The organism is Simplicispira sedimenti, assembly GCF_022760965.1.
Lineage (GTDB): Bacteria > Pseudomonadota > Gammaproteobacteria > Burkholderiales > Burkholderiaceae_C > Simplicispira > Simplicispira sedimenti.
In genome coordinates this window covers 215,896-242,670 of sequence record NZ_JAKVIJ010000001.1, presented here as the reverse complement: position 1 = coordinate 242,670, position 26,775 = coordinate 215,896, and the positions used below count along the sequence as shown (strand labels likewise).

Below are 26,775 nucleotides of genomic sequence, written 5' to 3'. Positions count from 1 at the left end.
CTTTCGGTACAAGGCCGCGCGCGGTGTGCTTCCTAGACTTGGTTTGCCTTCCTTGTGGTGCCGCCCTTGCCGGGCGCCCACTGTGCAAAACCAACCAGGAGACACACCATGCACCCATGCGCCCCCCACACCACCCCACGCCGCGCCCTGTGCCGTCTGGGCAGCTTCCTTGTTGCAGGCATGGCCCTGCTGGGGGCGCTGTCGGCGCAGGCGCAAACCACCTTCACCACCACCTACCGCAACGGCAGCACCTACAACATCTACGGCAAGGAGCCCAGCGCCGCAGGCAAGTACCCGGTGTATGTGCACACCGTGGGCACGGGCGAGGCCTATGACAGCGCCTGGGCCAAGGCCGCCATCGACGCCGCCGTGGCGCGCGGCTTTGTGGCAGCCACGGTGCAGTACGCCAACGCCTCGTTCGGCAGCTGCTCCACCATCAGCGGCCGCGCCAAGGGCATCTTCAATGCGACCAGCACCAGCAGCGCCATCGCCAAGCTGTGCGCGCGCGGCAAGGCCGATTGCTCCAAGGGCATCGTCACCGGCGGTCTGAGCCAGGGCTCCATCATCTCGGTGCTGGCCAAGAACTACGACAGCCGGGTGCAGGCCTCCATGGGCCAGGGCACGGGCTCGACCTACACCGTGGCCTACAACCTGGAGTCGTGCATGGCCAACGGCAAGCACGCCCAACCGGGCGAGCGCATCCGCATCATCAACGGCGAGCGCGACATGTTCGTGGGCGGCACCGAGGCCATCGCGCGCTCGCAGGCCGAGCTGGTCACCGGGCTCAAGTGCACCGGGCGGCAATCGTGCTTCCGCAGCAACGGCAGCGGCTGGTACATCGTCAAGGATTTGGAAGTGGCCGACCTCAATGCCGACCACTGCTTCATGGGCAACCTGGGCGTGCCCGGCGTGCAATGCTCGGGCATCCTGGGGGTGGACCCGTACTATGAATATGGCAACAACCAATGGGGCGTGAAGGCCACCATGGACTGGCTCAAGACATTCGTCAAACCCTGAGAAAGTATCAACGAACCCTGGCGCTTTCCCTGTAGCGCTGGGGTGCGGACTGCGGTGCAATCACGGGAGCAAGCGCCATGAAGCACTACGAACTATCCAGCCAGCCCCGCACGCCTTCGGTGCCGGCAGCGCGACCTGTCCCGCTGGCCCGGCGCTGGCCGCAGGCCGCTCTGGCGCTGGTGGCCCTGGGGGCGCTGCTGTGGGCGCTGTGGCCCGCGCAGCCACCCGCAGCGCTGCACACCCCAGCCAGCGCCCCGGTGGCCCAGGCGCAGCGCGCGGGCCAGGCCTGGCCGTTTGCAGCGGGCGCCCCCGTGGCCGACGCTGCCGAGCCCGCCGCAGCCACCCACTCCCCCTGGGACCGCTTGCAGCCCGTGGCCGACGAGGACGAAGCTGCGCAGGGCCCGGACCCGCGCACGCTCAACGCGGGCATCGCGCCTGAGCGCCTGTCGGTTCAACGCCGCCTGGCGGCCCAGGATTTCCTGGACCATGTGGTGCTGCAACCTGAACCCCGGGGCGGTTACATGGTGCAGGCCGTGCTGCCCGGCAGCGTGTACGCGCGCTCGGGCCTGCGGCCGGGCGACACCGTGTACACGCTGGACCTGCCAGACCAGCCGCCGGTGGAGGAAAGCAACATGGTGGCCCTGACGAGCGTGCACGAACTGGCCTTTCAGGTGGTGCGCAACGGGGCGCTGGTGCGCCTGTCGGTACGCTTGAACGAGGAGACCCCTAGCGATGGCCAGGGCTGAGCCACCCGCCGCACGTTCGGTCTGGACAGCGGCGCCCCCGGGACAGCCCCAGGCGCGCGTGCGCCTGCTCGGCGACGCCATTGTGTTTGCCTGCCCCGGCATGCGCAACACCACCCAGCGCCACGCCGCCACGCTGCTGTGCAGCACCGACGGCCAGGCGCTGCAGGCCCGCTGCCAGGGCCACACGGTGCAAGCCCCGGCGCTGCTCATTGCGCCCATGGCGTGCAAGACCGTGGATGCCCTGGACCGATCCCTGCTGCTCATCGACCTGGAGCCCGGCCACCCCCACTACCGCCACTTCCAGGCCCTGGCAGCGCCCGGCGTGCAGGCGCTGCACGGGGCGCCATGCGCTGCGCTGCAAGACCTGGGGCGCGCCTTTGCCGCAGGCAGATTGCAGGGCCAGGCCGTGGACGCCCAGGTGCGCGAGGCCGTGGCGGCCACGGCGCGCCAGCTCCCGCAGCCCGCGCCGCTGGATCCGCGCGTGCGCAGGCTCATGTGCCTGCTCGACGAAGACCCCGGCGCAGAACTGGAGCGCCTGGCGCCGCTGCTGGGCTTGTCGGCGCACCACGCCTCGCGCCTGTTCCACCAGGGGCTCGGGCTGCCACTGCGGCGCTATGCGCTGTCGATCAAGATCCGGGCGGCCGCCAGCTTCATGGGCAGCGGCCTGGCCCTCACGCAGATTGCACAGGCGGCGGGCTTTGTCGATTCGGCCCACTTTGCCAAGGTCTGGGCGCAGAACTACGGCGCGGCGCCCTCGCGTTTTTTTGACACCGCCAACACACACATCGACCAGACCGACCAGCCCGACTGGCTGCTGTGGTACCTGGCGCAGCGCGACCGGGACCTGCCGCCCCCAGCGCCCGGCGCACAGACACCCTGGGTGCACCGCCGCCGCACGCCGCGCACGCCACGCCTGCGCACGGCGGCACCGTGATGCCGGTCGGCGGTAGGCCGCCTTGGTGAACGCAGGGCCGTTGCCGTACTTTCTGTTACCGCCATCAACGCAGGCTTCATGCCGCGTACATATTCCAGCGCACGGGCCGGTGCACAGTGGCGCCACCGGCCCGCGCGGCCTTCTGTCAGGAGATGTGCCCATGACCTTGCAACGAATGGCCCTGTTCTGCGCCCTGGTGGCGGGCCTGGCCCCGCTGGCGCAGGCCCAGCCTTTGTCCCGCAGTGATACCCCCCAGGCCACCGAGCGCCTGCGCACCCGGCTGGCCGAGCGCGTGCAGGAGCGGCGCGCGCCCCTGCCCCCGGATGTGCAGAAAATCACCGACCTGCCCTACGGCCCCGACGCCCGCCAGCGCATGGACATCTACCGGCCCAGCACCAGCACGCCCGATCCCAGCGGTGCACGCGCGCCGGTGGTGTTCATGGTGCATGGCGGCGGCTGGCGCAACGGGGACAAGGCCATGCCCAGCGTGGTGCAGAACAAGGTCGCCCGCTGGGTGCCGCGCGGGGTGATCGTGGTGTCGGTGAACTACCGTCTGCTGCCCGACACCCCTGTGTCCCAGCAGGCGCAGGACGTGGCCCAGGCCTTGGCCACCGCGCAGCAGCAGGCTGCGCAGTGGGGGGGCGACGCGGGGCGCTTCATCCTGATGGGCCACTCGGCTGGGGCGCACCTGGTGTCGCTCATCAACGCCCAGCCCGCGCTGGCCCAGCGCCTGGGCGCCTGGCCCTGGCTGGGCGCCGTGTCGCTGGACAGCGCCATGCTCAACGTGCCCCAGTTCATGCGCGCGCCGCACCTGCCGCTGTACGACGACGCCTTTGGTACCAACCCGGTCTATTGGCACGCGCTGTCGCCCTTCCACCAGTGGGTGAGCGGTGCGCCGCCCGCCCAGTTCGTCTGCTCCACCGAGCGGCTTGACCAGCCCTGCCTGCAGGCGCAGGCCATGGCCCGGCATGTGCACACCCTGGGCGGCCGCGCCGAGGTGCTGCCCCAGCCCCTGACGCACGGCGAAATCAACGCCGAGCTGGGCTTGGACAGCGACTACACCCGTGCGGTGGAGGGCTTCATGGCCTCGCTGGATGCGGTGGTGGCGCAGAAACTGGGGCGTTGATTGCTATAAAAATAATAGCTACTGGCGCTTATTGAGTAAGCGCTAGAGCCCCATTTGACCTAAACTTTCTGTCCTGCCAGATAGGGCGCCAGATACCGCCCCGTATGGCTGGCCGGATGGGTCGCCACCTCTTCCGGCGTGCCCTGCGCCACCACGGTGCCCCCGCCCGCACCCCCTTCGGGCCCCATGTCGATGAGCCAGTCGGCCGTCTTGATGACGTCCAGGTTGTGCTCGATGACGACGATGGTGTTGCCCGCGTCGCGCAACTGGTGCAGCACCTTGAGCAGCAGGTCGATGTCGGCAAAGTGCAGGCCGGTGGTGGGCTCGTCCAGGATGTAGAGCGTGCGGCCGGTGTCGCGCTTGCTCAACTCCTGCGCCAGCTTCACACGCTGCGCCTCGCCGCCCGAGAGCGTGGTCGCGCTCTGGCCCAGGCGGATGTAGCTCAGGCCCACGTCGAGCAGCGTCTGCAGCTTGCGCGCGATGGTCGGCACGTCCTGGAAGAAGGCTGCGGCGTCTTCCACCGTGAGGTCGAGGATCTGGGCGATGTTCCGGCCCTTCCACTGCACCTCCAGCGTTTCGCGGTTGTAGCGCTGGCCGTGGCACACGTCGCAGGGCACGTACACGTCGGGCAAAAAGTGCATTTCCACCTTCACCATGCCGTCGCCCTGGCAGGCTTCGCAGCGCCCGCCCGCCACGTTGAAGGAAAAGCGCCCCGGGCCGTAGCCGCGCTCGCGGGCGGTGTTCACCTCGGCCATCAGCTCGCGGATCGGCGTGAACAGGCCGGTGTAGGTGGCCGGGTTGCTGCGCGGCGTGCGGCCGATGGGCGACTGGTCCACGTTGATGACCTTGTCGAAATATTCGATGCCCTCGATCGCCTCGTGCGGCGCCGGTTCGTCGTGGGCGCGGTAGAGCTGGCGTGCCACGGCCTTGTGCAGCGTGTCGTTGACCAGCGTGCTCTTGCCCGAGCCCGACACGCCCGTCACGCAGGTGAGCAGGCCCACGGGGAAGTCCACGCTCACGTTCTGGAGGTTGTTGCCCGTGGCGCCCAGCACGCGCAGCGCCTGCAGCGGACCCTGGCGCGCCTCGTGTTCGGCCATGCGCTCGGCGCGCTTGCGGCTGGCCTCGCTGACCGGGAAGCGTGACTTGGGCTTGGCCTCGGGTGCCGGGGCGGCCACCACCGGCAGCCAGGGCGTGCGCCGTGCAGGTACGGCAATGCGCCGGGTGCCCGCAAGGTACTGCCCGGTGAGCGACTGCGGGTGCTGGCGCACGGCATCGAAGCTGCCCTGCGCCACCACGCGCCCGCCGTGCACGCCAGCGCCTGGGCCCATGTCGATGACCTCGTCGGCCGCGCGCATCATGTCCTCGTCGTGCTCCACCACGATCACGCTGTTGCCGATGTCGCGCAGGTGCTTGAGCGTGGCGATCAGGCGGTCGTTGTCGCGCTGGTGCAGGCCGATGCTGGGCTCGTCGAGCACGTACATCACGCCCGTCAGGCCCGAGCCGATCTGGCTGGCCAGGCGGATGCGCTGTGCCTCGCCGCCGCTGAGCGTCTCGGCGCTGCGGTCCAGGCTCAGGTAGGTCAGGCCCACGTCGTTGAGAAAGCGCAGCCGCGCGCTGATCTCGCGCACCACCTTGTCGGCGATCTCGGCCTTGGCGCCGCTGAGCTGCAACTGCTCGAACCAGGTTTGCGCGTCCAGCAGCGTGAGGTGGCTCACCTCGTGCAGCGTGCGCGCCTGGGCGCCTTCGCCCACGCGCACATGGCGCGCCTCGCGGCGCAGGCGTGTGCCCTGGCAGTCGGGGCAGGACTGGGTGCTGCGAAAGCGGGCCAGGTCCTCGCGCACCACGGTCGAATCGGTCTCGCGGTAGCGCCGCGCCATGTTGGGCAGGATGCCCTCGAAGGGGTGCTGCTTGACGATGGCCTTGCCCTTCTGGGCGCCGCTGTCCAGGATGTAGCGGAACGCAATGTCTTCGGTACCCGAGCCGTGCAGCACCACGTCCTGCACCCTGGCGGGCAGCGACTCGAACGGCGCCTCCACGTCAAAGCCATAGTGCGCGCCCAGACTCTCCAGCATCGCGAAGTAGTAGCCGTTGCGCCGGTCCCAGCCCTTGATGGCGCCGCTGGCCAGGCTCAGGGACGGGAAGGCCACCACCCGCGCGGGGTCGAACACCTCCTGCTGGCCGATGCCGTCGCAACTGGGGCAGGCGCCCTGGGGCGAGTTGAACGAGAACAGGCGCGGCTCCAGCTCGCCCAGCGCATAGCTGCACACCGGGCAGGCAAAGCGCGAGGAAAAGAGGTGCTCCTGGCCCGAATCCATCTCCAGCGCCAGCACGCGGCCGTGGCCCTCGGTGGCGCCCACGCGCAGGGCGGCTTCAAAGCTCTCGGCCAGGCGTTGCTGCAGGTCGGGGCGCACCTTCACGCGGTCGATCACCACGTCGATGTCGTGCTTCTCGCTCTTCTTGAGCGCGGGCAGGTTTTCGTGCTCGTAGGTCTGCCCGTCCACCCGAAAGCGCACATAGCCCAGCGCCTGCATCTGCGCAAACAGCTCGGTGAACTCGCCCTTCTTGCCGCGCGCCACCGGGGCCAGCACCATCAGGCGCGTGCCCTCGGGCAGGGCCAGCACGGCGTCCACCATCTGGCTCACGGTCTGGGCCTGCAGGGGCAGGCCGTGGTCGGGGCAGTAGGGCGTACCGGCGCGCGCAAACAGCAGGCGCAGGTAGTCGTGGATCTCGGTCACCGTGCCCACGGTGGAGCGCGGGTTGTGGCTGGTGGCCTTTTGCTCGATGCTGATGGCCGGCGAGAGGCCCTCGATCAGGTCCACATCGGGCTTGTCCAGCCGCCCCAGGAACTGGCGTGCATAGCTGGACAGGCTCTCCACATACCGGCGCTGGCCCTCGGCGTACAGCGTGTCGAACGCCAGGCTGGATTTGCCCGAGCCCGACAGCCCGGTGATCACCACCAGTGCGTTGCGCGGAATGTCCAGGTCGATGTTCTTGAGGTTGTGCGTGCGCGCCCCGCGGATGCAGATGTGCGCCTGGGCGCGCAGCACCTGGGCCAGCGGCCGCCCGGTCTCCGGCGTGGCGGTGTCTTGCGGTGGGGATGGGGGGGGCAGCGGGGTCACGGCAGAGGGCGCGGTGCGCCAAAAGGGGAACTCTCCATGATAGCCAAAAGGGCTCTGGACGGTAGCCGCCCCCCTGGCCGCGCCGGATCGCGGACAATCAGGGTTTTTACCAGCGCCGCCAGGCCTGCCCCGGCGGCCCATTCTCTGCGTGCCCGAATCCACCGTGTCCTCGCCCGCTTCTCCGACCGCTGCCCCGGCCGCACCGGGGCGCCCGCATGACAGTGCCAGCGCCATGACTGCGCAGGAGCGCCGCTCCAGCGTCAGCCTGGCGCTGATCTTTGCGCTGCGCATGTTTGGCTTGTTCCTGGTGTTGCCCGTTTTTGCGCTGGAGGCACGCAAGTACCCCGGTGGCGACGACCCGGCCCTGGTGGGCCTGGCCATGGGCATGTACGGGCTCACGCAGGCGTTCTTCCAGTTGCCGCTGGGCATGGCGTCCGACCGCTTCGGGCGCAAGCGTGTCATCGTGGCCGGGCTGCTGGTGTTTGCCGTGGGCAGCCTGTGGGCCGCACTGGCCAACGATGTGATGGGCCTGCTGCTGGGCCGGGCGCTGCAGGGCGCGGGTGCCGTGTCCGCCGCCGTCACGGCGCTGCTGGCCGACCAGACGCGCGAGAGCGTGCGCACCAAGGCCATGGCGCTGGTGGGCATCAGCATCGGGCTCATGTTTGCGCTGGCCCTGGTGGCAGCGCCGCTGCTGGCGGCGCAGTTCGGCCTGGCGGGGCTGTTCTGGCTGACCTTCGGGCTTACCGTGGCGGGCATTGCCACCGTGCTGTGGGTGGTGCCGCCCGAGCAGCCCCGCAGCACGCACGGGCAGCCCGGCCGCCTGGCCGACGTGCTGCGCAATGCCGACCTGATGCGGGTGAACTTTGGCGTGTTCGTGCTGCACACCGTGCAAATGGCCATGTGGGTGGCCGTGCCCGCCATGCTGGTGCAGGCCGGTTTGCTCAAGGAGGCGCACTGGCAGGCCTATCTTCCCGCGCTGGTGCTGTCCATCATCGCCATGGGCGGCCTGCTGGCCATGGAGCGGCGCGGTCGCCTGCGCGCGGCCATGCTGCTGTCCATTGGCTTGATCCTGCTGGTGCAGGTGGGTCTGGGCGTGGTGGCGCTGGGTGGCGGCATGCCATCGCTGTGGGGCCTGGGGGCGCTGCTGTTCGTGTTCTTCTGCGGCTTCAACATGCTGGAGGCCACGCAGCCCAGCCTGGTCTCGCGCATGGCGCCCGGCAGCCTGCGCGGCGCAGCCCTGGGGGCCTACAACACCCTGCAGTCGCTGGGCCTGTTTGCGGGCGGCGCCCTGGGCGGCGCGCTGGCCAAATGGGCGGGCGCCCCCGGCCTGTTCGCCGCCACGGCGCTGCTGGCGGCTCTTTGGCTGGCACTGACCTGGCCCCTGCGGCCCGTGGCCAAGGCGGGTTCTTAGCAGCCCGGGCGCTTGCGGCACAATCGGGCGTTTGGCGCCGTGAGATACAGGCGGCGCCCATCCAACATCGAGGTAGAGCAGCATGGCATCCGTGAACAAAGTCATCATCGTCGGCAACCTGGGGCGTGACCCCGAGATGCGCACCTTCCCCAGCGGCGACCAGGTGGCCAACGTGACCATTGCCACCACCGACAAGTGGAAGGACAAGCAAAGCGGCGAGATGCGCGAGGCCACCGAATGGCACCGCGTGGTCTTCAACGGCCGCCTGGCCGAGATCGTGGGCCAGTACCTGCGCAAAGGCTCCCAGGTCTATGTGGAAGGCAGCCTGCGCACGCGCAAGTGGACCGACCAGCAAACCGGCCAGGAGCGTTACGCCACCGAAATCCGCGCCGACACCATGCAGATGCTGGGCAGCCGCCAGGGCATGGGCGGCGGACAGGCGGGTGGTTATGACGACGGCGGCTACGGCGGCGATGCCGGCGGCTACGACCAGGCGCCGCGCCGCGCTGCTGCACCCCAGCGTCCGGCCCCCGCGCCGGCAGCACGCCCGGCCCCGGCCCCCGCGGCCCAGGCGCCGCGCGCGTCCTCGGGCTTTGAGGACATGGACGACGACATTCCGTTCTGATGCCCAGGCCCTGACCGCACGGCCGGCGGTCAGGACATCAAATTGCTATTAAAATAATAGCTATCAGCGCTTAATTGGCGAGCGTTGGAGGCCAAAAAGACTCAAAGCGGCGTATCCACTGCTGCAATCACCCCGCCCCCCAGGCAGACCTCGCCGTCGTACAGCACCGCGCTCTGGCCCGGGGTCACCGCCCATTGGGCTTCGGGGAATTGCAGGGCCATCCCGTCGGGGGAGGTCTCCAGCGTGCAGGCGGCGTCCTGCTGGCGGTAGCGCGTCTTGGCGGCGTAGGCGCCGGGCGCGGGGGCGTGGCCCGCGCACCAGCTCAGGTCCTGCGCCACCAGCCGGTGCGACAGCAGCCAGGGGTGGTCATGCCCCTGCACCACGCGCAGCGTGTTTTTCTCCAGGTCCTTGCGCGCCACGAACCAGGGCTCGTGTGAGCCGCCGCCGCGCTGGGCGCCCTTTTCCTTCACGCCGCCAATGCCCAGGCCCTGGCGCTGGCCCAGGGTGTAGAACGACAGGCCCACATGCTGGCCCAGCTTGCGCCCCCGGTCGTCCAGGATGGGGCCTGGCGCGTGGCTGATGTAGCGGTTGAGGAATTCGCGGAACGGCCGCTCGCCGATGAAGCAGATGCCGGTCGAATCCTTTTTCTTCGCGTTGGGCAGGCCAATTTCAGCGGCAATGCGGCGCACCTCGGTCTTGTGCAGTTCGCCCACGGGGAACAGCGTTTTCGAAAGCTGGGCCTGGTTCAGGCGGTGCAGGAAATAGCTCTGGTCCTTGGAGGGGTCCAGGCCCTTGAGCAGTTCGAACAATCCGGTCGTGGCGTTCTGGCGCACGCGCGCGTAATGCCCGGTGGCAATCTTCTCGGCGCCCAGGCGCATGGCGTGGTCGAGGAAGGCCTTGAACTTGATTTCGGCGTTGCACAGCACGTCGGGGTTGGGCGTGCGCCCGGCCTGGTATTCGCGCAGGAACTCGGCGAACACGCGGTCCTTGTACTCGGCGGCGAAGTTGACGTGCTCGATCTCGATGCCGATCACGTCGGCCACGGCGGCGGCGTCCACGAAATCGACGTTGGACGAGCAGTATTCGCTGTCGTCGTCATCTTCCCAGTTCTTCATGAAGATGCCGACCACCTCGTGGCCCTGTTGCTTGAGAAGGTGGGCGGTGACGGCGGAATCCACCCCGCCGGAGAGGCCCACCACGACGCGGTGCTTGTTCATGGTGCCAATTATCGCCAGGGTGGCCTCCATGGCGATTTTGCCCCGGTTGCTGGCGGTATTGCCATTGCGCGAGTGCGCCGGTGCCGCGTAGCATTCGGTAACACCTGTGGTGGGGCACGCACATCTGCCGCAGACGATAGGAGACGCACCCATGACCAAGAAGATTCTCGGGGCACTGCTGGCCCTGTTCCTGCTGCTGGCCGCTGTGCTGGCCGTCAACACGCTGCGCAAGGGCTCGCGCCAGTTGCCGGTGGAGCCGCTGGCGCCGGTGGCGGTGGACGAGGCTGCGGCCGCCCAGCGCCTGGGTGCGGCGGTGCGTTTGCCCACCATTTCCGCGCGCGACGATGCACAGCTCAGCGCCGACCAGTTCCAGGCCCTGCATGCCTTGCTGGCGCAGCAGTTTCCCAGGGTGCATGCCCAACTGCAGCGCGAGGTGGTCGGGGGCTTGAGCCTGCTCTACACCTGGAAGGGCACCGACCCGCAGGCCAAGCCTGTGGCGCTGCTGGCGCACCAGGACGTGGTGCCCATCGCCCCCGGCACCGAGGGTGACTGGGCGGTGCCGCCGTTCTCGGGCGCGGTGAAGGATGGCCACATCTGGGGCCGGGGCGCCTGGGACGACAAGGGCAACCTGCTGTCGCAACTGGAGGCGGTGGAGATGCTGCTGGCCCAGGGCTACCAGCCGCCGCGCACGCTGTACCTGGCCTATGGCGCCGACGAGGAGGTGGGCGGCCAGCGCGGTGCGGCGCAGATTGCGGCGCTGCTGCAGTCGCGTGGTGTGCAGCTCGACTTTGTGCTCGACGAGGGCCTGCTCGTGCTCGACGGCGTGATGCCTGGGCTGGCCCGGCCCGCCGCGCTGATCGGCGTGGCCGAGAAAGGCTACATGTCGGTGGTGCTGCGCCTGTCGGCCACACCGGGGCATTCGTCCATGCCACCGCCGAAGGGTACCAGTGCCATTGCCATGCTCAGCGCGGCGCTCAAGCGGCTGGAAGACGAGCAACTGCCCGGCGGCATCCGGGGCGTGGCGGCCGAGATGTTCGACACCCTGGCGCCCGAAATGGGTGGCTTCTCCAGGGTGGCGCTGTCCAACCTGTGGCTGTTTGGCCCGTTGGTACAAAAGCAGCTCGAAGGCGCTGCCAGCACCAATGCGCTGCTGCGCACCACCACGGCGCTCACCATCGTCAACGCGGGCAACAAGGAGAACGTGCTGCCCGGCCGCGCCGAGGCCACGGTGAATTTCCGCCTGTTGCCCGGCGACACCAAGGATGGCGTGCTCCAGCACATGCGCAACCAGGTATCGCAGGCCGCACCGCAGGACCGCTTCGAGCTGTTTGCCCTGCCTGGCGCCGTGGAGGCGTCCAAGGTGGCACCCACCGACTCGGCCCAGTACCGGGCGCTGCAACAGACCATCCGCGAGGTCTTTCCCGACGCCCTGGTGGCGCCGGGCCTGATGGTGGCGGGCACGGACTCCATCCACTACGGCGCCATCAGCGACCATGTCTTCAAGTTCTCGCCCATCCGGGCCAACGCGGAAGACCTCAAGCGTTTTCACGGCACCAACGAGCGCCTGAGCGTGCAGAACTACGCCGAGGCCATCCGCTTTTACCACCGGCTCATCCCGCAGGTGGCGAAGGGGGCGCAGTAATCAGCCGTTGGGCTGCAGCACGCTGTCGTCGGTGTGCACCAGGTTCAGCGAAAAGCGCTGGCCCGCCAGGTAGTCGTCCAGGCAGCGCAGCAGCAGCGGGCTGCGGTGGCGATCGCGCGTGGCACGGATTTCCTCGGGTGTCATCCACACGGTGCGCACAATGCCCTCGTCCAGCGCGCGCCAGCTGTGGTGTGTGCCCAACTGCCCCGCAAACGCAAAGCGCAGGTAGGTGATGTCGTCGCCCGTGCGCGTGCGCCGAAAGCGGTTGAGGTACACCCCCACCACGGCCGTGGGCGTGAAGTCGTGCGCGGTTTCTTCCAGCACCTCGCGGATGCAGGCCTGGATGGGCGATTCGCCCGGGTCCAGGTGCCCGGCCGGGTTGTTCAGGCGCAGGCCGTCGGCGGTGTCTTCCTCCACCAGCAGAAAATGCCCGTCGCGTTCGATCAGGGCGGCCACGGTGACGTTGGGTTTCCAGCGGTTTGGCATGGCGGCGATTATCGCCAGCATCGATGACAGGGAACTGCCATGCCCTGTGTGCACTCCGAGCACAGGAATCGCGCTGCGCTTCGGTGCCGTTGCGCAGCGCCGCTGATTTCACCACCGCCCAAAGGACTGGCATGCAACAAGACTCCCGCAACGCCCTGCTCACCCTGGCCCTGTTCGCCGCATTTGCCGATGGCCACAAGGCCGACAGCGAGCGCGAAGCCATCCGGCGCATCGCCGAATCGTTGAGCGATGACCAGGGAGGGCACCCCCTGGCCACCTTGTACCAGGACGTGTTGCTCCAGCGTGTGACGGTGCCGGGTGCCGTGGCCGCGCTCACCGACCCCGCGCACCGCCAGCTGGCCTACGAAATGGCCGTCTGCGTGTGCGATGCAGACGGCAGCCAGAGCGCCGCAGAGCAGCGCTTTCTGGCCGATCTGCGCAGCGCGCTGGGCTTGGCGCAGGACGCCGGGCTGCGCGACTTCGAGGCCCAGGCCGATGCGGTGGCCGCGCAGACCATGGCGGCGCCCCCGTCCTGGCGCGCCGGTGCAGCGGCAGCGGCCGCAGCCCCCACGGCTGCCGCTGGCACGTCCACCACACAGGATGCCGAACTGGACAAGACCATCCTCAACGCTGCCATCCTCAACGGCGCGCTCGAGCTGCTGCCGCAGTCGTGGGCTTCCATGGCCATCATTCCGCTACAGATCCGGCTGGTGTACCGCATTGGCCAGGCCCATGGCGTGGAGCTGGACCAGGGCCACATCAAGGAATTCATCGCTGCCGCCGGCATCGGCATGACCTCGCAGTACATCGAGCAGTTCGGCCGCAAACTCCTGGGCGGCCTGGTGGGCAAGGCGCTGGGCAAGACCATGGGCAAGGTCGGTGGCGCGGCCACGGGCATGGCCTTCTCGTTTGCCACCACCTATGCGCTGGGCCAGTTGGCCAAGCGCTACTACGCCGGGGGCCGCGTGATGGATGCGGCCCTGCTGCGCTCGACCTACGAAGACCTGCTGGCACCCGCACGCCAGATGCAGACCCAGTACCTGCCGCAAATCCGCGAGCGTGCGGCCACGCTGGACGCAGGCAAGGTCATGGCGCTGGTGCGCGGGGGCTGAGCTACAGGGGCGCGCTGTCCAGGCGCCGCATCATGTACACTGCGTCGCGCCCATAGGCCGCCAGGCGCTCGCGCTGGGCGGTGTCCTGCAAGGTGTAGGCGACATAACCGTGGTGCTGCCAGAAGCCCTGCGAGCCCTGTACCGACACCAGGGCTGCACGCTGCAGCCCCCGGCGTTGCGCGCCCTGCCACAGCGTGTGCAGCAGGCGCGCGGCCATGCCCTGGCCCCCAAGCTCGGGCAGCACGGCCAGGTCGTGCAGGTACAGGGTGTCGGGGTGGGGGGCGGGTTCAAACTCGCCGTGCAGCTGTGTGACCTTGCCCATCATGGAGTCGTAGGCCGCCAGGTAGGCCATGACGCGGCCCTGCACCTCCAGCACCAGCGAGCACTGCGTCGGGCAGGCAATGCGCTGCGCAAACACCTCGGCGCTCTCCACGTATCCGCCGCCATAGCAGGAGCGCTGCACGTCCAGCAGACCGGGCAGGTCGGCCAGGGCCAGGGGGCGGATCAGCAGGCCGACGGGCAGGGGTGGGAAAGACACGGTGGTTCAGTGAAAAGGCGGGGAAACTGCCCGATTGTGCGTCAGTTTTCCGACGTGCCCACCGGTTGGGGTAACGTGCTCAGTCGGCGCCCGGCAGGCACAGCTGCAGGCGTGCGCCGCCCAGGGGCGAATCCAGCGCTTCCACGCTGCCGCCGTAGGTGTGGGCCAGGGTCTGCACGATGTTCAGGCCCAGGCCCGACCCTGGGTGCTGTTCGTCGAGTTGCACGCCGCGTTCAAACATGCGTGCGCGCTGGTTCGGCGCAATGCCGGGGCCGTCGTCGTCCACGGTGATGCACAGTGCGCTGCCTTGCGGCTGGATGTCCACCACCACGCGCTGGCGCGCCCACTTGCCGGCGTTGTCGATCAGGTTGCCCAGCATCTCGAACAAGTCCTGTTCTTCGCCCTTGAACGCCAGGTTCTGGGCCTGGGGTGCCAGCTCGAAACAGATCGCGCGCTCGGCGTGCAGGCGCTGCATGGTGCGCAGCAGGGCCTGCACCGGGGCCAGCGCGGGCGTGTGCAGGCCGGTCGCGCGCACGGCGGCCGCGGCACGGGCGTGGGCCAGGTGGTAGTCCACCTGCCGCTTGGCCAGGGCCACCTGCTCCTGCACCAATTGGGCCAGTGCGCCCTGTTCCTGGGCCGACGCATTGGCCAATATGGCCAGGGGCGTGTGCACGGCGTGGGCCAGGTTGCCTGCCTGCGTGCGTGCGCGCTGCACCATGTCGGCGTTCTGGGTCAGCACATGGTTGAACTCGTTGACCAGGGGTTGCAGCTCCTGGGGGTAGCGTCCGTCCAGGCGCTGGGTCTGGCCGCGGTGCACTGCGGCCAAGCCCTGGCGCAGCAGCGCCAGGGGCCGCAGGGCCAGGTGCAGCTGCACCGCGACGGCTGCCGCCAGGCACAGCGCCAGAATGCCCAGCGCGATGAGCAGCATCTGGGTGAAGCGATGCAGGGGCTCGGCCAGCAGCGCGCGGTCGCCCGCCACCACCAGGCGCAGTGGTGGTGCCTCCTCGTCGGGCAATTGCAGGCTGCGCTCCACGGCCAGCAGGGCATGGCCCTGGCTGTCCTGCAAGGCAAGGGGCCGGAAGCCTGTGCCTGGTGGGGGCGCTGCATCCGGCAGCTGTAGCACCTGGTCCCACAGCGAGCGCGAGCGCGCCAGCGCGGCCTGGGGCTGGGGCCCCAGCCGGTCGATCTGCCAATACAGGCCCGACAGGGGTTGCGACAAGCGTGGATCGGCGGCCATGCCGCCCACGCTGACGCGGTCAGGGGCCTGCCAGTCCACGGCGGCGCTCAACTGATCGAGCTGCACCGTCAGCTGGGCCTGCAGTTGCTGCGTGATGTGGTCCTGGAACAAGGTGCGCAGGCCCCACCCGACCAATGCGATGGTCAGCAGCATCCAGGCCAGCATGCCCGCCAGCAGGCGCAGGCGCAGCGAGCCGGCGTTCATTCCGCGCAGCCCGGTTCCACCAGGCGGTAGCCCAGACCGCGCACGGTTTCGATACAGCCGGCAGGGAGCTTTCTGCGCAGGCGCCCCACGAAGACCTCGATGGTGTTGGAGTCGCGGTCGCCATCCTGCGGGTAGATGTGCTCGGACAGCTCGGTACGCGAGAGCACCTCGCCCTTGCGCTGCATGAGCAGGGACAGCAGCTTGAATTCGTGGCTGGTGAGTTGCAGCGGCATGCCGTCCACCAGCACGCGGGCCTGGCGGGTGTCCAGCAGAATCGGCCCGCATTGCCACTGCGCGCTGGCATGTTCGCCCAGGCGGCGCAGCAGGGCGCGCAGCCGGGCCAGCAGTTCTTCCATGTGAAAGGGTTTGGCCAGATAGTCGTCGGCACCGGCGTCCATGCCAGCGACCTTTTCGTGCCAGGCGCTGCGCGCCGTCAGGATCAACACCGGCATGTTGCGGTGGGCCGCGCGCCAGCGCCGCAGCACCGACAGGCCATCGAGTGCGGGCAGGCCCAGGTCCAGCACCACCGCGTCGAAGTCTTCCACGTCGCCCAGATGGTGGGCGGTGATCCCGTCGCTGGCGCATTCCACCGTGTGCCCGGCGGCGGTGATGGCGCGCTCCAACTGGCTGCACAGCGTGGGCTCGTCTTCAACGATGAGGATGCGCATCCCGGTCCTTTGTTTTTTCCTTGCGCCGCACTTCCAGCACTTTGCCGTCCACGGCATCCACCTTCAGCTTGGCCATGCGCCCGTCGTTCTGCAACAGGCGTATCTCGTAAATGTAGCGGCCGTCGTCCTCGTCGAAATCGACCTTCACTGCCTGGCCCTGGTAGTCGCGCTCCACCTTTTCGAGCACGGTGCGCAGGGGTTGCACCTTGCCCTGCACCAGGGCCTGTCGGGCCTTGTCGTGGTCGCCGTCGGCATGCAGCAGGGGGGTGGCGCCCGCCAGACACAGCGCCAAGGCGCGCGCCAGCAGGCGGCGATGGAAGGAAGTGGTGGACAGGTTCATGGACTGGTTTGTATCGCGCTGCCGATGAACCGCAGATGAACGCAGGTTTCAGCAAGCGTTCAAGCGGTATTTCCAACAATGGTCTGCAACAGGAAAGGAAGCATCGTATGCGGATCAAACTGGTCTTGGGTTTCTGGTTGCTGGGCATCACCCTGGCATGGTTGGCAGTGGCCCCTTCGGGGGCAGGTCTGGCGCCCGCGGCAGGTGCCGTGGGCGGGGGCGCTGCCTGGTGGGCAGCGCGCCAACAAATGATTTACCTCAGTGGCCTGTGGAGCGTGGGCCTGATGGTGCTGGCCATGCTGCTGGCGTTGCGCCTGCCCTGGATGGATCGGGCGCTCGGCGGCATGGACAAGGTGTACCGCTTGCACAAGTGGACCGGAATTGCCGCAGCACTGACCGCCGTGCTCCACTGGGGAGCCAAGGAGTCGGGGGGCATTCTCAAGGCGCTGTGGGGCCGTGGCAGCAAGCCTGCCCGCGATGCCGTACTGCCCTGGCTGACCGATGCGCGGGATTTCGCCAAGGACCTGGGGGAGTGGGCCTTTTACCTGCTGCTGGCCATGATCGCCCTCACGCTCCTGTCGCGCCTGCTGAACTACAAGCACTGGCGCCTGTTGCACCGTGCCATGCCGGTGCTGTTTCTGGCACTGGTGTTCCATTCGGTAGCTCTGATGCCCCTGGCTTATTGGTCCCAACCGTTGGGCCAGCTCATGGGCGCTCTGATGGCTGTGGGCAGCGGCGCAGCACTGTGGTCCCTGGCGGGCCGGGTGGGGCGCGCGCGCACCCATGCTGCACGCATCCAGTCGATAGAGCTGCTGGGCGAGGAGCGCACGCTGGCCCCCATCGAGGTGGTGTGCGCCTTGCCGTCCAGCTGGCCGGGCCACCGTGCGGGGCAGTTCGCCTTTGTGCGCTTTGACCAGGCCGAAGGCGCCCATCCCTTCACCATTGCCAGTGCGCCGGACGCCCTGGGCAGCAGCCTCCAGGGGGAGCCGCTCGTGCGCCTGGTGATCAAGCCCCTGGGTGACTACACGCGCACCCTGCACCAGCGGCTGCGCGTGGGGCAGCCGGTGGACATCGAAGGCCCCTACGGCCGCTTTGACGGCCAGGGCTCCGCCCACCGCACCCAGGTGTGGGTGGCCGCCGGTGTGGGGGTCACGCCCTTCCTGGCGCTGCTGGAGGCGCGGCAAAAAGAGTCTGCCGCCAGCGCGCCCGCCCACATGCATTACTGCACCCGCGACGCTGCGAGCGACCCGCTGCTGCCCCGCCTGCGCACTTTGTGCGCCCAGGCGCAGCCCGCGGTGCCGCTCACCGTGCACAGCGCGGCCCAGGGCCAGCTCCTGCGCCCGCAGGACTTGCAGGGCCTCGCTGGCCCCCTGGACATCTGGTACTGCGGCCCCCAGGGTCTGGGTGACACCTTGCATACCCATGCCAGCACCCAGCGTTCCTGGCGACTGCACCGCGAGTCGTTTGCCATGCGTTAACCCACCCCGAAGGAGAAGCACGATGAAACACACCTCCCCCCTGCGCACTGCACTGCTGGCCTTGGCCATGGGCCTTGCCACGCTGCCCACCTGGGCCGATGACGACTGCGATGCGCCGGTGGCCCGCTGGCAATCGCGCGAAGCCGTGCGCCAGATGGCCACCCAGCAAGGCTGGGACGTCCAGCGCCTGAAGATCGACGACGGCTGCTACGAGGTCTATGGCAAGGATGCACAAGGCCGGTCCTTCAAGGCCAAGGTGGACCCGGAGACGCTTCGGGTCGTCAAGATGAAGCGCCGCGACAAAGACCGGGACGGCGAGCGTTCCCGTGACCGCGACCGCCGCGCCGAGCGTGCCGCGCAGCCTGCTTCCGATGGCGCGGCTCCCGCAGCCGCTCCTGCCGCTTCACCTGTTTTCACCCCTGGAACCGCTGTGCGCGGCCAGGTCGAGTGAGGCCCGGCGCCTTGCTCTGCTACCCCCTCTGAACCGGAAAGAACACCATGTCCAAACCCCTTCTCACGGCCCTGGCCGCTGCCTGCGCGCTGTCCGTGCCTGCCTTGGCACAAGCGCGCCAGGTCACCCTGACCACCCAACTCAAGAACTATGGCGGCGACGGTGCTTATCTCGCCGTGTACCTGACCGATGCCAAGGGCGCCTACGCGGGCACGCTGTGGGTGGCGGGCGGCAAGGCCAAGTACTACAAGCACCTGTCCGACTGGAACCGCCTGTCGGCCGGCGACACCAAGCGCCTGGTGGGCGTGACGGGCGCCAGCGTGGGTGCGGGGCGCACGCTCAAGGTCACGCTCGATCTGGCGGACGCCCTGATCGATGCGGGCTACGAAATCCGCGTGGACGCCTCGGTGGAAAACATGCGTGACAGCCCCAGCGAAGTGCGCGTGCCGTTGTCGGCCAGCCAGGCAGGCAAGCCACAGGCGGGCAAGCAGTACATCCAGGCAGTGAGCTTCCAGCTTCAATAAAGGACAGGCATGAACTGGAAGACCCTCCACCGCTGGGTGGGGCTGCTGCTGGGTGCCCTGGTCCTGGTGCTGGGCATGACTGGCGCACTGCTGGCGTTCGACCCGGTGCAGCAGGCCTGGCGTGCCCGACCGGCAGACCCTGGACTGACCGTGGCCACGCTGGCCGAGCGTGTGGCGCGTGGCGTGCCCGGCGCAGAGGAAATTCGCCGCCTGCCCTCGGGCGCCATCGTGGTGTTTGGTTTTGATGGCGAACAGGCGCAGGCATCGTATGTGGACCCGGCCGATGGCCGTGTTCTGGGCGCCTACCAGGCTTCCGCGCTGCCACGCTGGGTGAAGAACCTGCACCGCGCGTTCTTGCTGGGCGACGCTGGGCGCTGGGGTGCCGCAGGCGTTGCGCTGGGTCTGGGGCTGTTGTGCGCCTCGGGCCTGGTGTTGCTGCTGCGCCGCATGGGCGGCTGGCGTCACATGGCAGGGCGTGTGCGTGGCACGCTGGCGCAGCGCATCCATACCGTCACGGGCCGGGTGTTGCTGGCCGTGTTGTTCCTGACATCGGTCACGGCGCTCACCATGAGCGCCTCCACCCTGGGCCTGGTGGTGCTGGATGCCGGCGTCGAGCCCGAGGTGGCCTCCGTGCCCACCGGTCAGGCCGCTTTGCCCGTGGCGCAACTGGCGCCCTTGCAGGGCCTGGCGGTGCAGGACCTGCGGCGCCTCAACTTCCCGGACGCCGCCGACCCGCAGGACACCTGGAAGCTCGCCACGCGCCAGGGCGCTGGCTGGCTGGATCGCTACACCGGCCAGCGCTTGGCTTGGCAGGACGCCACCCTGGCGCAGCAGGTGGTGGACTGGGCTGTGGTGCTGCACACGGGCGAAGCCGCCTGGCCCTGGGCCGTGGTGCTGGGGCTGGCAGGTGCGAGCGTGCCGCTGTTCTGGCTCTCGGGCCTGCTCATCTGGTGGCAGGCACGCCGCCAGGCGCCGCGCACGGCCCACAACAGCACACTGGCGCAGGCCGATGTGCTGGTCTTTGTCGCCAGTGAAGGCGGCAGCACCTGGGGCTTTGCGCAGGCGCTGCACGAAGCGCTGGTGCAGCAAGGCCACCGGGTACACACGGCGGCGCTGGAGCAGTTTCAGACCACGCCCGCCACGCGCCAGGTATTCATCCTGGCTGCCACCTACGGCGATGGCCAGGCACCTACGCATGCACGCCTGGCCCTGCAGCGCATTGCCGCCGCACCGGCGGGCGCCACACCTGTGACCGTGCTGGGCTTTGGCGACCGCCAGTACCCTGGCTTTTGTGCCTACGCCCAGGCCCTGGATGAGGCCCTGCGCGCGCGGGGCTGGCCCACGTTGCTGCCGCTGGAGTGCATCCACCAGCAGTCCAGCCAGCAGTTCGCCCGCTGGGGCCAGGCGCTGGCGCAAGCGCTGGGGGCGCCCCTGCCCCTGCACTATGTGCCGCGTCTGCCACCCACCACGGCGCTCGCGCTGCAGGCGCGCCAGGACTACCCCGGGCGGCCCGGTCAGCCGACGGCCATTTTGCGTTTCGCCTTGCCCGCGCAAGGTGGGCTGGCGCACTTCGACGCAGGCGATCTGCTGGGTATCGTGCCGCCAGGCAGCAGCGTGCCGCGCTACTACTCGCTGGCCTCGGGCTGGCAGGATGGCTTTGTGGAAATCTGTGTGCGCCAGATGCCTGGCGGCCTGTGCTCCACGCACCTGCTGGGCCTGGTGCCAGGCGGCAGCGTGCAGGCCTTCGTCCGACCCAATCCTGGTTTTGCGCTGGGGCGCTCGCGGCGCAGCGTGGTGCTCATTGGTGCGGGCACCGGCGTGGCGCCGCTGGCCGGTTTCATCCGGCGCAACGAGGGGCACAAGCCCATGTTCCTGTACTTTGGCGGGCGCGATCCGGCGTGCGACGACTACTTCGGGCCCGAGATCGCGCAGTGGCAACAACAAGGGCGCGTGGCGGGTGTAACCAAGGTGTTTTCGCGCATCCCGGGGGGCGGCGGCTATGTGCAGGACGCCCTGCGCCGTGACGCCGAACATTTGCGCGGCCTGCTGGCGCACGGTGCCCTGGTGCGCGTGTGCGGCAGCCAGGCCATGGCACGCGGAGTGGCCCAGGCGCTGGATGAACTGCTGGCCCCGCTGCACCTGAGCGTGCAGCAGCTCAAAGCGGAGGAGCGCTATGCCGAAGATGTGTTCTGAACCCGCTGCCGCTGGGCATGCCACGCTGCACGGGCCCACCATGGGTACGCGCTGGTCCGTCACCTGCGCACCACGGCCCGAGGCGCAGTGGCACACCCTGCGCCAGGACCTGGCCGCTGCCGTGGAGCGGGTGGATGCGCAGATGTCTCCCTGGAAGCCCGACAGCGACCTGGTGCGCCTGAACCATGCGCCGGTGGGTGCTTGGGTGGACCTGCCGAGCGAGATGCTGGACGTCCTGACCTGCGCACTGGACATCGGCCGCCTGAGCCAGGGCGCCTTCGACATCGGCGTGGGTGCGCTGGTGGACGCCTGGGGCTTTGGCGCGGCGCGCACCGCGCCCGATGCCGCCGCCATCGGCAGCGCACGCAGTGCCGCCCATCCACCCACCCATACCTGCCTGGAGCTGGACGCCACCCAGGGCCGCGCACGCAAGCACGCGGCGGTGCAGATCGACCTGTGCGGCATTGCCAAGGGCTACGCGGTGGACCGCATGGCGGCGGTGCTGCAACAGCAGGGGGTGCGCCATGCGCTGGTGGCACTGGACGGTGAACTGCGCGCCGTGGGGGGTCAGCCGGGCGGTGGTGCCTGGCCCGTGGCGCTGGAGCAGCCTGAGGTCGGACGTCGCGCAGTGCGCGGGGTCATCGAGCTGCAGGATCTTGCCGTGGCCACCTCGGGCGACTACCGGCATTTCTGGGACGTACAGGGCCAGCGCCTGGCCCACACCATGGATGCGCGCAGCGGCGCACCCGTGCACAACGGGGTTGCTTCGGTCACGGTGCTGGCACGCAGTTGCATGCATGCCGATGCCTGGGCCACCGCGCTGCTGGTGGCCGGCCCTGGTGCTGGCCTGGCCCTGGCGCAGCGCATGGGGCTGGAAGCCCTGTGGCTGCTGCACCGTGAAGGCGCTCTGGTGGAGGTGGGTCTGGGGCGCTTTGCCCCAGCATAGCCCCGCCCTCGGGAGCGCAGCTCAGGCGCCGGACTGCGCCGAAGCCACCCAGTGCAGCCCCTTGCCGCGGCTGAAGTAGTAGTCCCCTTCGGGGCTGATGACCACCGCGTGGTGGGTGGCCGGGTCGCTGAAATACTGCCATCCATAGCCCGGCTCCTGGGCGCTCACGCTGGTGGGCACCGGGCACATGTCTTGCAGATTGCGTTCGGCCGTCGGGGTGCGGCGGTGGTCATGTTCGCCCGCCAGCAGCGGGGTGGACACCAGCGAGGCCAGCACAAAGGCGGAGAAAAAGGGGATGGGGTTCATGGCGATCTCCTCGCAAGAAAGGTCAGTCGAAAGTGACTGTGCCTTCAGTCTGCGCCGGAGGGCATGAATCGCTGCTGAACGGCTTGTTGCACTGGCGTTCAGCAAGGGGGCGGCGCCGCCATCCATTCGGCGGGGCGTGCCCCGCCGTGCGGTCAAGGCAGACGGTAGAGCTGCGACCGATACAGCCATGCCCCCAGCTGGACATGCGCGAGCGCGCGCTCCTCCATGGCCTTGCCGTTCTCTGGTGGCTGCGCAGCGGTGGTCAGGTGCTTGCGCGCCGGGTCGTAGTCAGCGTGCGATGCTTCCTTGCCCGGACGCAGGATCACCACCTTCTGTCCCTCCATCCAGGCATAGTTCTGCTCGTACTGCATCATCGCCCGGCCTGGGAGGCTGTCCGGCTCACGGGTCAGATCGCGTCCGATCATTGGGTGCTTGGCATCGACCCCCATCAAGGACAGCAGTGTGGGCGCAAGATCGATCTGGCTGGCCACCGTTTTGACCTTGCGCTGCGGAATGTCCGCGCCAAAGATCAGCCCTGGAATATGGAAACGCTCGATGGGAACCAGGCTGTCGCCGCGCACGCGGATGTCATGGTCGGCGACGACGACGAAAACCGTGTCTTTCCAGTAATCGCTGGAGCGGGCCTTTTTCACAAACTGGCCGAGCGCGTAGTCGGTGTACTTGACCGCGTTGTTGTCCGTGCCCTTGGGCTGCTCGTACAGCTCGATGCGGCCGTCCGGAAACTCGAAAGGCGTGTGGTTCGACGAAGTGAACACGAGCGTGAACGAGCGCTTGCCTTCGGCGTGCTTGGCCAGCAGCCGTTCGTGTGTCTTGTTCAGCAGATCCTCGTCCGAAACCCCCCAGCTTCCCTTGAAGACCGGGGATTCGTAGTCGTTCTGGTCCGTGACGCGGGAGAAACCGTTGGCCATGAAGAAGCCGCGCATGTTGTCGAAATGCGATTCGCCACCGTAGATGAACTCCGACTCGTAGCCCTGTTTTCCGAGAATCTGAGCCAGCGTGGAGAAGTTGTTCTGCGCCAGCGACAGTTTCACCACCGACTGCGCCGGCGTGGGCGGGAATCCTGTGACCACCGCCTCGATGCCGCGCACCGAGCGGGTGCCGGTGGCATAGAGCTGCTCAAACCACCAGCCCTCTTCCTTGAGCTTCTCGATTTCCGGCGTCACGGGGACGCCCCCCAACGACTCGACAAAGGTGGCGCCCAGGCTTTCTTCCAGAATGATCACCAGGTTGAGCGGCCGCTCGCGCCGGATGCTTGCCTTCTGGTCGGTCAGCGTCGGGATCTCCCGGTCGCCGACCAAGGGCCGCGCATCTTGCAGCAGCTGGCGCGTGGCAAGCACCTGCTGGAGGATGTCGTTCTCTTTCATCGACCCGTAGATTTCGCTGGAGCGTGCCTCATGCTTCATGCCGTAGATGGCGTGTGCCACCGACCAGGTCGAATTGAGGATCAGCGTGTTCACCATGGCATCGTTGGTGAGCGCGAACAATGCCGGGTTGGCCGGGCGGTGGTCAAAGCTCGACCGGATGGCCACCAAGGCCAACAGCGCCAGCAGCGGCCAGGTCAGCCAGAGCTTGAGGCGGGACCAGGACGGCGCTACCGTCAGCCACGGCCGGGTCAGCCGCACCATGGCCCACACGACGAAGGTTGTGGCAAGCGTTCCGCCCACCAGGTGGAGGCGAAACCCGTTCCACAGCATGGGGAACACTTCGGCGGGGTATTTCAGGTATTCGACGAACAGGCGGTTGGGGCGCGAGTCGTATTCGTTGATGAATGCAGGCGACGCGATTTCCAGCAGGGCCAGGAGCGCGACCGACAGAACCACCCAGTACCTGCTCAGCACACGCCAGAACCGCCAGGTCCGGTGCATGGCCAGCACCGGTGCCAGAAGCAGCAGTGGCAAGCCGAGCAGACTCAACTGGATGATGTCCACGCGAACGCCATGGAGCAGCATGTCGGGCCAGATGCCGGTGGCGGCCACGCGATCCCACTGCCACAGCATCAGCGCGATGCGCGAGAGCGACAGCATCGGCAGGCCGACAAGGAACAACAGGCCGATCGGCGCGTAGGCGCCCAAAGGACTCAAGAGGGACCACAGGCGCGCAGCGGGCGCCTGGTGATTGCGGGGTTCAAACATGGGAGTGCGTCTTCATCCGGAATGGACCGGGCTCCAGAGCCGTGCCCACAAGGCCCAGCCCCAGGTGCCTGCGCACAGCAGGAGCGCCAGCAGCACAGCGGCACTCCCCAGATCCTTGGCCTGCTTGGCCAGCGCGTGCCATTCCAGGCCCACCCGGTCCACGGTGGCCTCAACGGCGCTGTTGAGCAGTTCAGTGACCATCACGAACACCACGACAAAAACCAGCGCAAAAACCTCCAGCCAGGTCTGGCCCAGCCAGAAGGCCGCGGGCAGCAGCGCGGCAGCCAGGCAGGCCTCCTGCCGAAAGGCGGTTTGTTGCCACCCTGCCTGCAAGCCTTGCAGCGAATAGCCGGTGGCGTACCACAGGCGTGTCAGGCCGGAGCGTTGCTTTTGGGGGTTGGCCGGGGATGTGGGTGTGTCGTTCTTGGGGGAGGCTGGCACAGGCTGCGTTCCATGCAAGGGAATGGTGGAGACGTGGCGCTGTCAAGCGGCACGCTGGGGTACTGCCGGGCGGCAGTTGGCAAAGGCATCCAGCCCGGTCTTGTAGGTGCTGCTGCGCACGTCCAGCAGGCCCAGCACCGAGTGGTAGAAATGGTCGTGCGTCAGGGCTGCGTTGGTGCCTGCGCGCAGGCAGCGCTCGGCCACTTGCGTGCGGGCCAGCAGCGTGCCGGGCCACAGAACCCAGGGCACATGCTTTTGCACATCGGGTGCAATCACATAGGGCAGGCCGTGCAGGTACAGGCCGTTCTCTCCCAGGGATTCGCCGTGGTCGGACAGGTAGATCAGCCCGGTCTCAAAGCGGTCTTGCTGCGTCTGGAGCCAGTCGATGGTGCGGCTGACGAAATGGTCGGTCTCGACGATGCTGTTGTCGTACACGTTGACCAATTGACCGCGGCTGCAGTCCGAGGTGACATGGGTCGCGCACTCCGGCAAGAAGCGCTTGTTGGCTGGGGACGAACGGCGGTGGTAGGCCGGGCCATGGCTGCCCATCTGGTGCAGCACCAGGACCGTGCCCTGGGGTTCGCCCGCAGCCTGGAGCGCCTTCAGGCGCTGGTCGAGCTGCTCCACCATGATCTGGTCCAGGCATTCGTCGTCCTTGCACCATTGGCTCAGGGCTGCAGCACTGGCGATCTTGTCCGCCTGGGCGTTCGAAATGCGGTTGCACACCCCTTTGCACCCGGCCTGGTTGTCCAGCCAGTCCACGCGCAGGCCGGCTTGCTGCAGCACGTCGAGCAGGTTCTCGTATTCAAACTTGCGGCCCTCGAAGCCCTCCTTGCCCAGGTGCGAGAACATGCAGGGCACCGAAGCCAGCGTGTTCGTCCCGCAGGAGCGCACATTGCGCCAGCTGATGACATGGCGTGCCTCCATCTCCGGCGTGGTGTTGCGTGGGTAGCCGTTGAGGCCAAAGTGGTCCGAGCGCGCGGTCTCTCCCACCACCAGCACCAGCAGGGGCGGTTTGTGGCCCGCTGCGACGCCAGCCGCCGTGGCGCGCTTCAGGGGTGGGGTGTAGCTGGCGCCCAGGGCGGCGTCTTCGCTGATGCGCTGGAACGGACGCTTGGACTTGAACAGCGGCTTGAGCGTGACGTTGCCCACGGACACCACCGTGGACAGCGGGTTGATCAGGAAGCGGATTTCCGTGTGGTTGCGCACCAGGGGCGCCATGGGCTTGTACAGCAGCTTGGCCCCCAGCCCCACCACGACGAAGCCAGCCAGCACCAGCAGGGCAGAGCGCCACAGATCGCGGCGCCAGGCGCCGGGCTGCAGCCGCACGCCCGCCCACAGCACGGCCATGGGCAGCCCCGCATACAGCAGCACATGCAGCAGCAGGCCGCTGCCCATCAGTGCCATGGTCTCGCTGGTGTTGGTTTGCAGGGCGTTGCGCACCATGCTGGGGTCCACCACGATGCCGTAGTGCAGCATGAAGTACTGCACGGCGGCTGCGGTGACCAGCGTCACGCTCCAGCCGATGCGGCGCAAGCCCGGCCACGACAGCAGCATGAACCACAGGAAGGTGGCAGCGGTCAGCACCAGGGCGGTCCACAGTTGCTCGGTGCCGCTCAGGCTTTGTTCCTGTGCCAGTTGCGACAGCCTGGCCCACCAGGCCTGGTTCAGGCCCACGGTGCACCAGATGGCCAGCGCCAGCGCAGCCCAGCGCGGGGCGACGGTGGGGCGCGAAAAGGGGGGCAGCATGCGCTTTCGCTGCGCAGGGGCGGCAGGGGCCGCTGGGGAGGGCAGAACCAGTTCTTTCATGGTTGCGCAATGTAGAAAGCGCGCCTGAATATCCAGTGAAGCGGTCGTTCAG

Annotated in this window: 24 protein-coding genes; 13 read left to right on the top strand and 11 right to left on the bottom strand. The window is 68.3% G+C overall.

All coding sequences use genetic code 11. The features are described 5' to 3' along the window. Positions 1 to 108 precede the first annotated feature (108 nt). From MJ602_RS01105 to MJ602_RS01090, 4 genes are all read left to right on the top strand, one after another. Positions 109 to 1,017 (top strand): hypothetical protein, encoded by a 909-nt coding sequence (locus MJ602_RS01105; protein WP_243019048.1) that lies wholly within the window; start codon positions 109 to 111, stop codon positions 1,015 to 1,017. A 77-nt stretch (positions 1,018 to 1,094) separates the two neighbouring features. Continuing rightward, positions 1,095 to 1,763 (top strand): hypothetical protein, encoded by a 669-nt coding sequence (locus MJ602_RS01100; protein WP_243019047.1) that lies wholly within the window; start codon positions 1,095 to 1,097, stop codon positions 1,761 to 1,763. Then, positions 1,750 to 2,697 carry a helix-turn-helix transcriptional regulator gene (locus MJ602_RS01095; RefSeq protein ID WP_243019046.1) on the top strand — a complete coding sequence of 316 codons (948 nt, stop codon included), beginning with the start codon at positions 1,750 to 1,752 and terminating at the stop codon, positions 2,695 to 2,697. Before MJ602_RS01100 ends, MJ602_RS01095 begins: the two co-directional genes overlap by 14 nt. Positions 2,698 to 2,857: 160 nt before the next feature. After that, positions 2,858 to 3,823, top strand: a complete 966-nt coding sequence (locus MJ602_RS01090) for an alpha/beta hydrolase (RefSeq protein WP_243019045.1) — start codon at positions 2,858 to 2,860, stop codon at positions 3,821 to 3,823. Between the two features lie 59 nt (positions 3,824 to 3,882). Here MJ602_RS01090 and uvrA read toward each other — a convergent pair whose 3' ends face one another. Next, a complete protein-coding gene (uvrA, locus tag MJ602_RS01085; RefSeq protein ID WP_423246676.1) occupies positions 3,883 to 6,942 on the bottom strand; it encodes an excinuclease ABC subunit UvrA in 3,060 nt (1,019 codons plus the stop codon). Between the two features lie 232 nt (positions 6,943 to 7,174). Here uvrA and MJ602_RS01080 point away from each other — a divergent pair, with 232 nt between their 5' ends. After that, positions 7,175 to 8,353, top strand: a complete 1,179-nt coding sequence (locus tag MJ602_RS01080) for an MFS transporter (protein ID WP_243019269.1) — start codon at positions 7,175 to 7,177, stop codon at positions 8,351 to 8,353. Positions 8,354 to 8,435: 82 nt separating this feature from the next. After that, positions 8,436 to 8,978: a single-stranded DNA-binding protein gene (gene ssb / locus MJ602_RS01075; RefSeq protein ID WP_162014700.1), complete on the top strand. Its 543-nt coding sequence runs from the start codon at positions 8,436 to 8,438 to the stop codon at positions 8,976 to 8,978. A 101-nt stretch (positions 8,979 to 9,079) separates the two neighbouring features. Here the strand turns inward: ssb and mnmA are convergent, their stop codons facing one another. Beyond that, positions 9,080 to 10,195 carry a tRNA 2-thiouridine(34) synthase MnmA gene (gene mnmA / locus MJ602_RS01070; protein WP_243019044.1) on the bottom strand — a complete coding sequence of 372 codons (1,116 nt, stop codon included), beginning with the start codon at positions 10,193 to 10,195 and terminating at the stop codon, positions 9,080 to 9,082. A 151-nt stretch (positions 10,196 to 10,346) separates the two neighbouring features. On the opposite strand from mnmA, the gene MJ602_RS01065 reads away from it, so the two are divergent. After that, positions 10,347 to 11,837 (top strand): M20 family peptidase, encoded by a 1,491-nt coding sequence (locus tag MJ602_RS01065; protein WP_243019043.1) that lies wholly within the window; start codon positions 10,347 to 10,349, stop codon positions 11,835 to 11,837. Here the strand turns inward: MJ602_RS01065 and MJ602_RS01060 are convergent, their stop codons facing one another. Continuing rightward, positions 11,838 to 12,323: an NUDIX hydrolase gene (locus tag MJ602_RS01060; protein ID WP_243019042.1), complete on the bottom strand. Its 486-nt coding sequence runs from the start codon at positions 12,321 to 12,323 to the stop codon at positions 11,838 to 11,840. It abuts the gene before it with no gap. 23 nt (positions 12,324 to 12,346) lie between these two features. Here MJ602_RS01060 and MJ602_RS01055 point away from each other — a divergent pair, with 23 nt between their 5' ends. Beyond that, complete coding sequence (locus tag MJ602_RS01055) at positions 12,347 to 13,435, top strand: YcjF family protein (protein ID WP_279235537.1); 1,089 nt, start codon at positions 12,347 to 12,349, stop codon at positions 13,433 to 13,435. 1 nt (position 13,436) lies between these two features. Here the strand turns inward: MJ602_RS01055 and MJ602_RS01050 are convergent, their stop codons facing one another. The 4 genes from MJ602_RS01050 to MJ602_RS01035 form a co-directional block, all read right to left on the bottom strand. Next, on the bottom strand, positions 13,437 to 13,973 hold the full coding sequence (locus MJ602_RS01050; RefSeq protein ID WP_242455242.1) for a GNAT family N-acetyltransferase: 537 nt from the start codon (positions 13,971 to 13,973) through the stop codon (positions 13,437 to 13,439). Between the two features lie 79 nt (positions 13,974 to 14,052). Then, positions 14,053 to 15,414 carry a sensor histidine kinase gene (locus tag MJ602_RS01045; RefSeq protein WP_243019041.1) on the bottom strand — a complete coding sequence of 454 codons (1,362 nt, stop codon included), beginning with the start codon at positions 15,412 to 15,414 and terminating at the stop codon, positions 14,053 to 14,055. After that, the gene (locus MJ602_RS01040) at positions 15,411 to 16,082 is read right to left on the bottom strand and encodes a response regulator transcription factor (protein WP_243019040.1); all 672 of its coding nucleotides are present in this window, start codon (positions 16,080 to 16,082) and stop codon (positions 15,411 to 15,413) included. Before MJ602_RS01040 ends, MJ602_RS01045 begins: the two co-directional genes overlap by 4 nt. Next, positions 16,063 to 16,422 carry a PepSY domain-containing protein gene (locus tag MJ602_RS01035; protein WP_243019039.1) on the bottom strand — a complete coding sequence of 120 codons (360 nt, stop codon included), beginning with the start codon at positions 16,420 to 16,422 and terminating at the stop codon, positions 16,063 to 16,065. Before MJ602_RS01035 ends, MJ602_RS01040 begins: the two co-directional genes overlap by 20 nt. Before the next feature lie 107 nt (positions 16,423 to 16,529). On the opposite strand from MJ602_RS01035, the gene MJ602_RS01030 reads away from it, so the two are divergent. From MJ602_RS01030 to MJ602_RS01010, 5 genes are read left to right on the top strand one after another with little or no spacing between them, the layout of a single operon-like run. Beyond that, the gene (locus tag MJ602_RS01030) at positions 16,530 to 17,900 is read left to right on the top strand and encodes a ferredoxin reductase family protein (RefSeq protein WP_243019038.1); all 1,371 of its coding nucleotides are present in this window, start codon (positions 16,530 to 16,532) and stop codon (positions 17,898 to 17,900) included. 22 nt (positions 17,901 to 17,922) lie between these two features. Continuing rightward, positions 17,923 to 18,351 carry a PepSY domain-containing protein gene (locus tag MJ602_RS01025; protein WP_162014709.1) on the top strand — a complete coding sequence of 143 codons (429 nt, stop codon included), beginning with the start codon at positions 17,923 to 17,925 and terminating at the stop codon, positions 18,349 to 18,351. A 47-nt stretch (positions 18,352 to 18,398) separates the two neighbouring features. Next, positions 18,399 to 18,875 carry a DUF2271 domain-containing protein gene (locus tag MJ602_RS01020; protein ID WP_162014710.1) on the top strand — a complete coding sequence of 159 codons (477 nt, stop codon included), beginning with the start codon at positions 18,399 to 18,401 and terminating at the stop codon, positions 18,873 to 18,875. 9 nt (positions 18,876 to 18,884) lie between these two features. After that, positions 18,885 to 21,068, top strand: a complete 2,184-nt coding sequence (locus MJ602_RS01015) for a PepSY domain-containing protein (RefSeq protein ID WP_243019037.1) — start codon at positions 18,885 to 18,887, stop codon at positions 21,066 to 21,068. Then, entirely contained in the window at positions 21,049 to 22,014 is a 966-nt protein-coding gene (locus tag MJ602_RS01010) for an FAD:protein FMN transferase (protein WP_243019036.1), read from the top strand. The genes MJ602_RS01015 and MJ602_RS01010 overlap by 20 nt, the downstream gene beginning before the upstream one ends. A gap of 21 nt (positions 22,015 to 22,035) precedes the next feature. On the opposite strand, the gene MJ602_RS01005 is transcribed toward MJ602_RS01010, so the two are convergent. The 4 genes from MJ602_RS01005 to MJ602_RS00990 form a co-directional block, all read right to left on the bottom strand. Further along, complete coding sequence (locus MJ602_RS01005) at positions 22,036 to 22,320, bottom strand: hypothetical protein (RefSeq protein WP_243019035.1); 285 nt, start codon at positions 22,318 to 22,320, stop codon at positions 22,036 to 22,038. 152 nt (positions 22,321 to 22,472) lie between these two features. Next, positions 22,473 to 24,473, bottom strand: a complete 2,001-nt coding sequence (locus tag MJ602_RS01000) for an LTA synthase family protein (RefSeq protein WP_243019034.1) — start codon at positions 24,471 to 24,473, stop codon at positions 22,473 to 22,475. A 12-nt stretch (positions 24,474 to 24,485) separates the two neighbouring features. Further along, on the bottom strand, positions 24,486 to 24,914 hold the full coding sequence (locus MJ602_RS00995; protein WP_243019033.1) for a diacylglycerol kinase: 429 nt from the start codon (positions 24,912 to 24,914) through the stop codon (positions 24,486 to 24,488). Between the two features lie 42 nt (positions 24,915 to 24,956). After that, positions 24,957 to 26,723, bottom strand: a complete 1,767-nt coding sequence (locus MJ602_RS00990) for a phosphoethanolamine transferase (protein ID WP_243019032.1) — start codon at positions 26,721 to 26,723, stop codon at positions 24,957 to 24,959. Between the last annotated feature and the right edge of the window lie 52 nt (positions 26,724 to 26,775).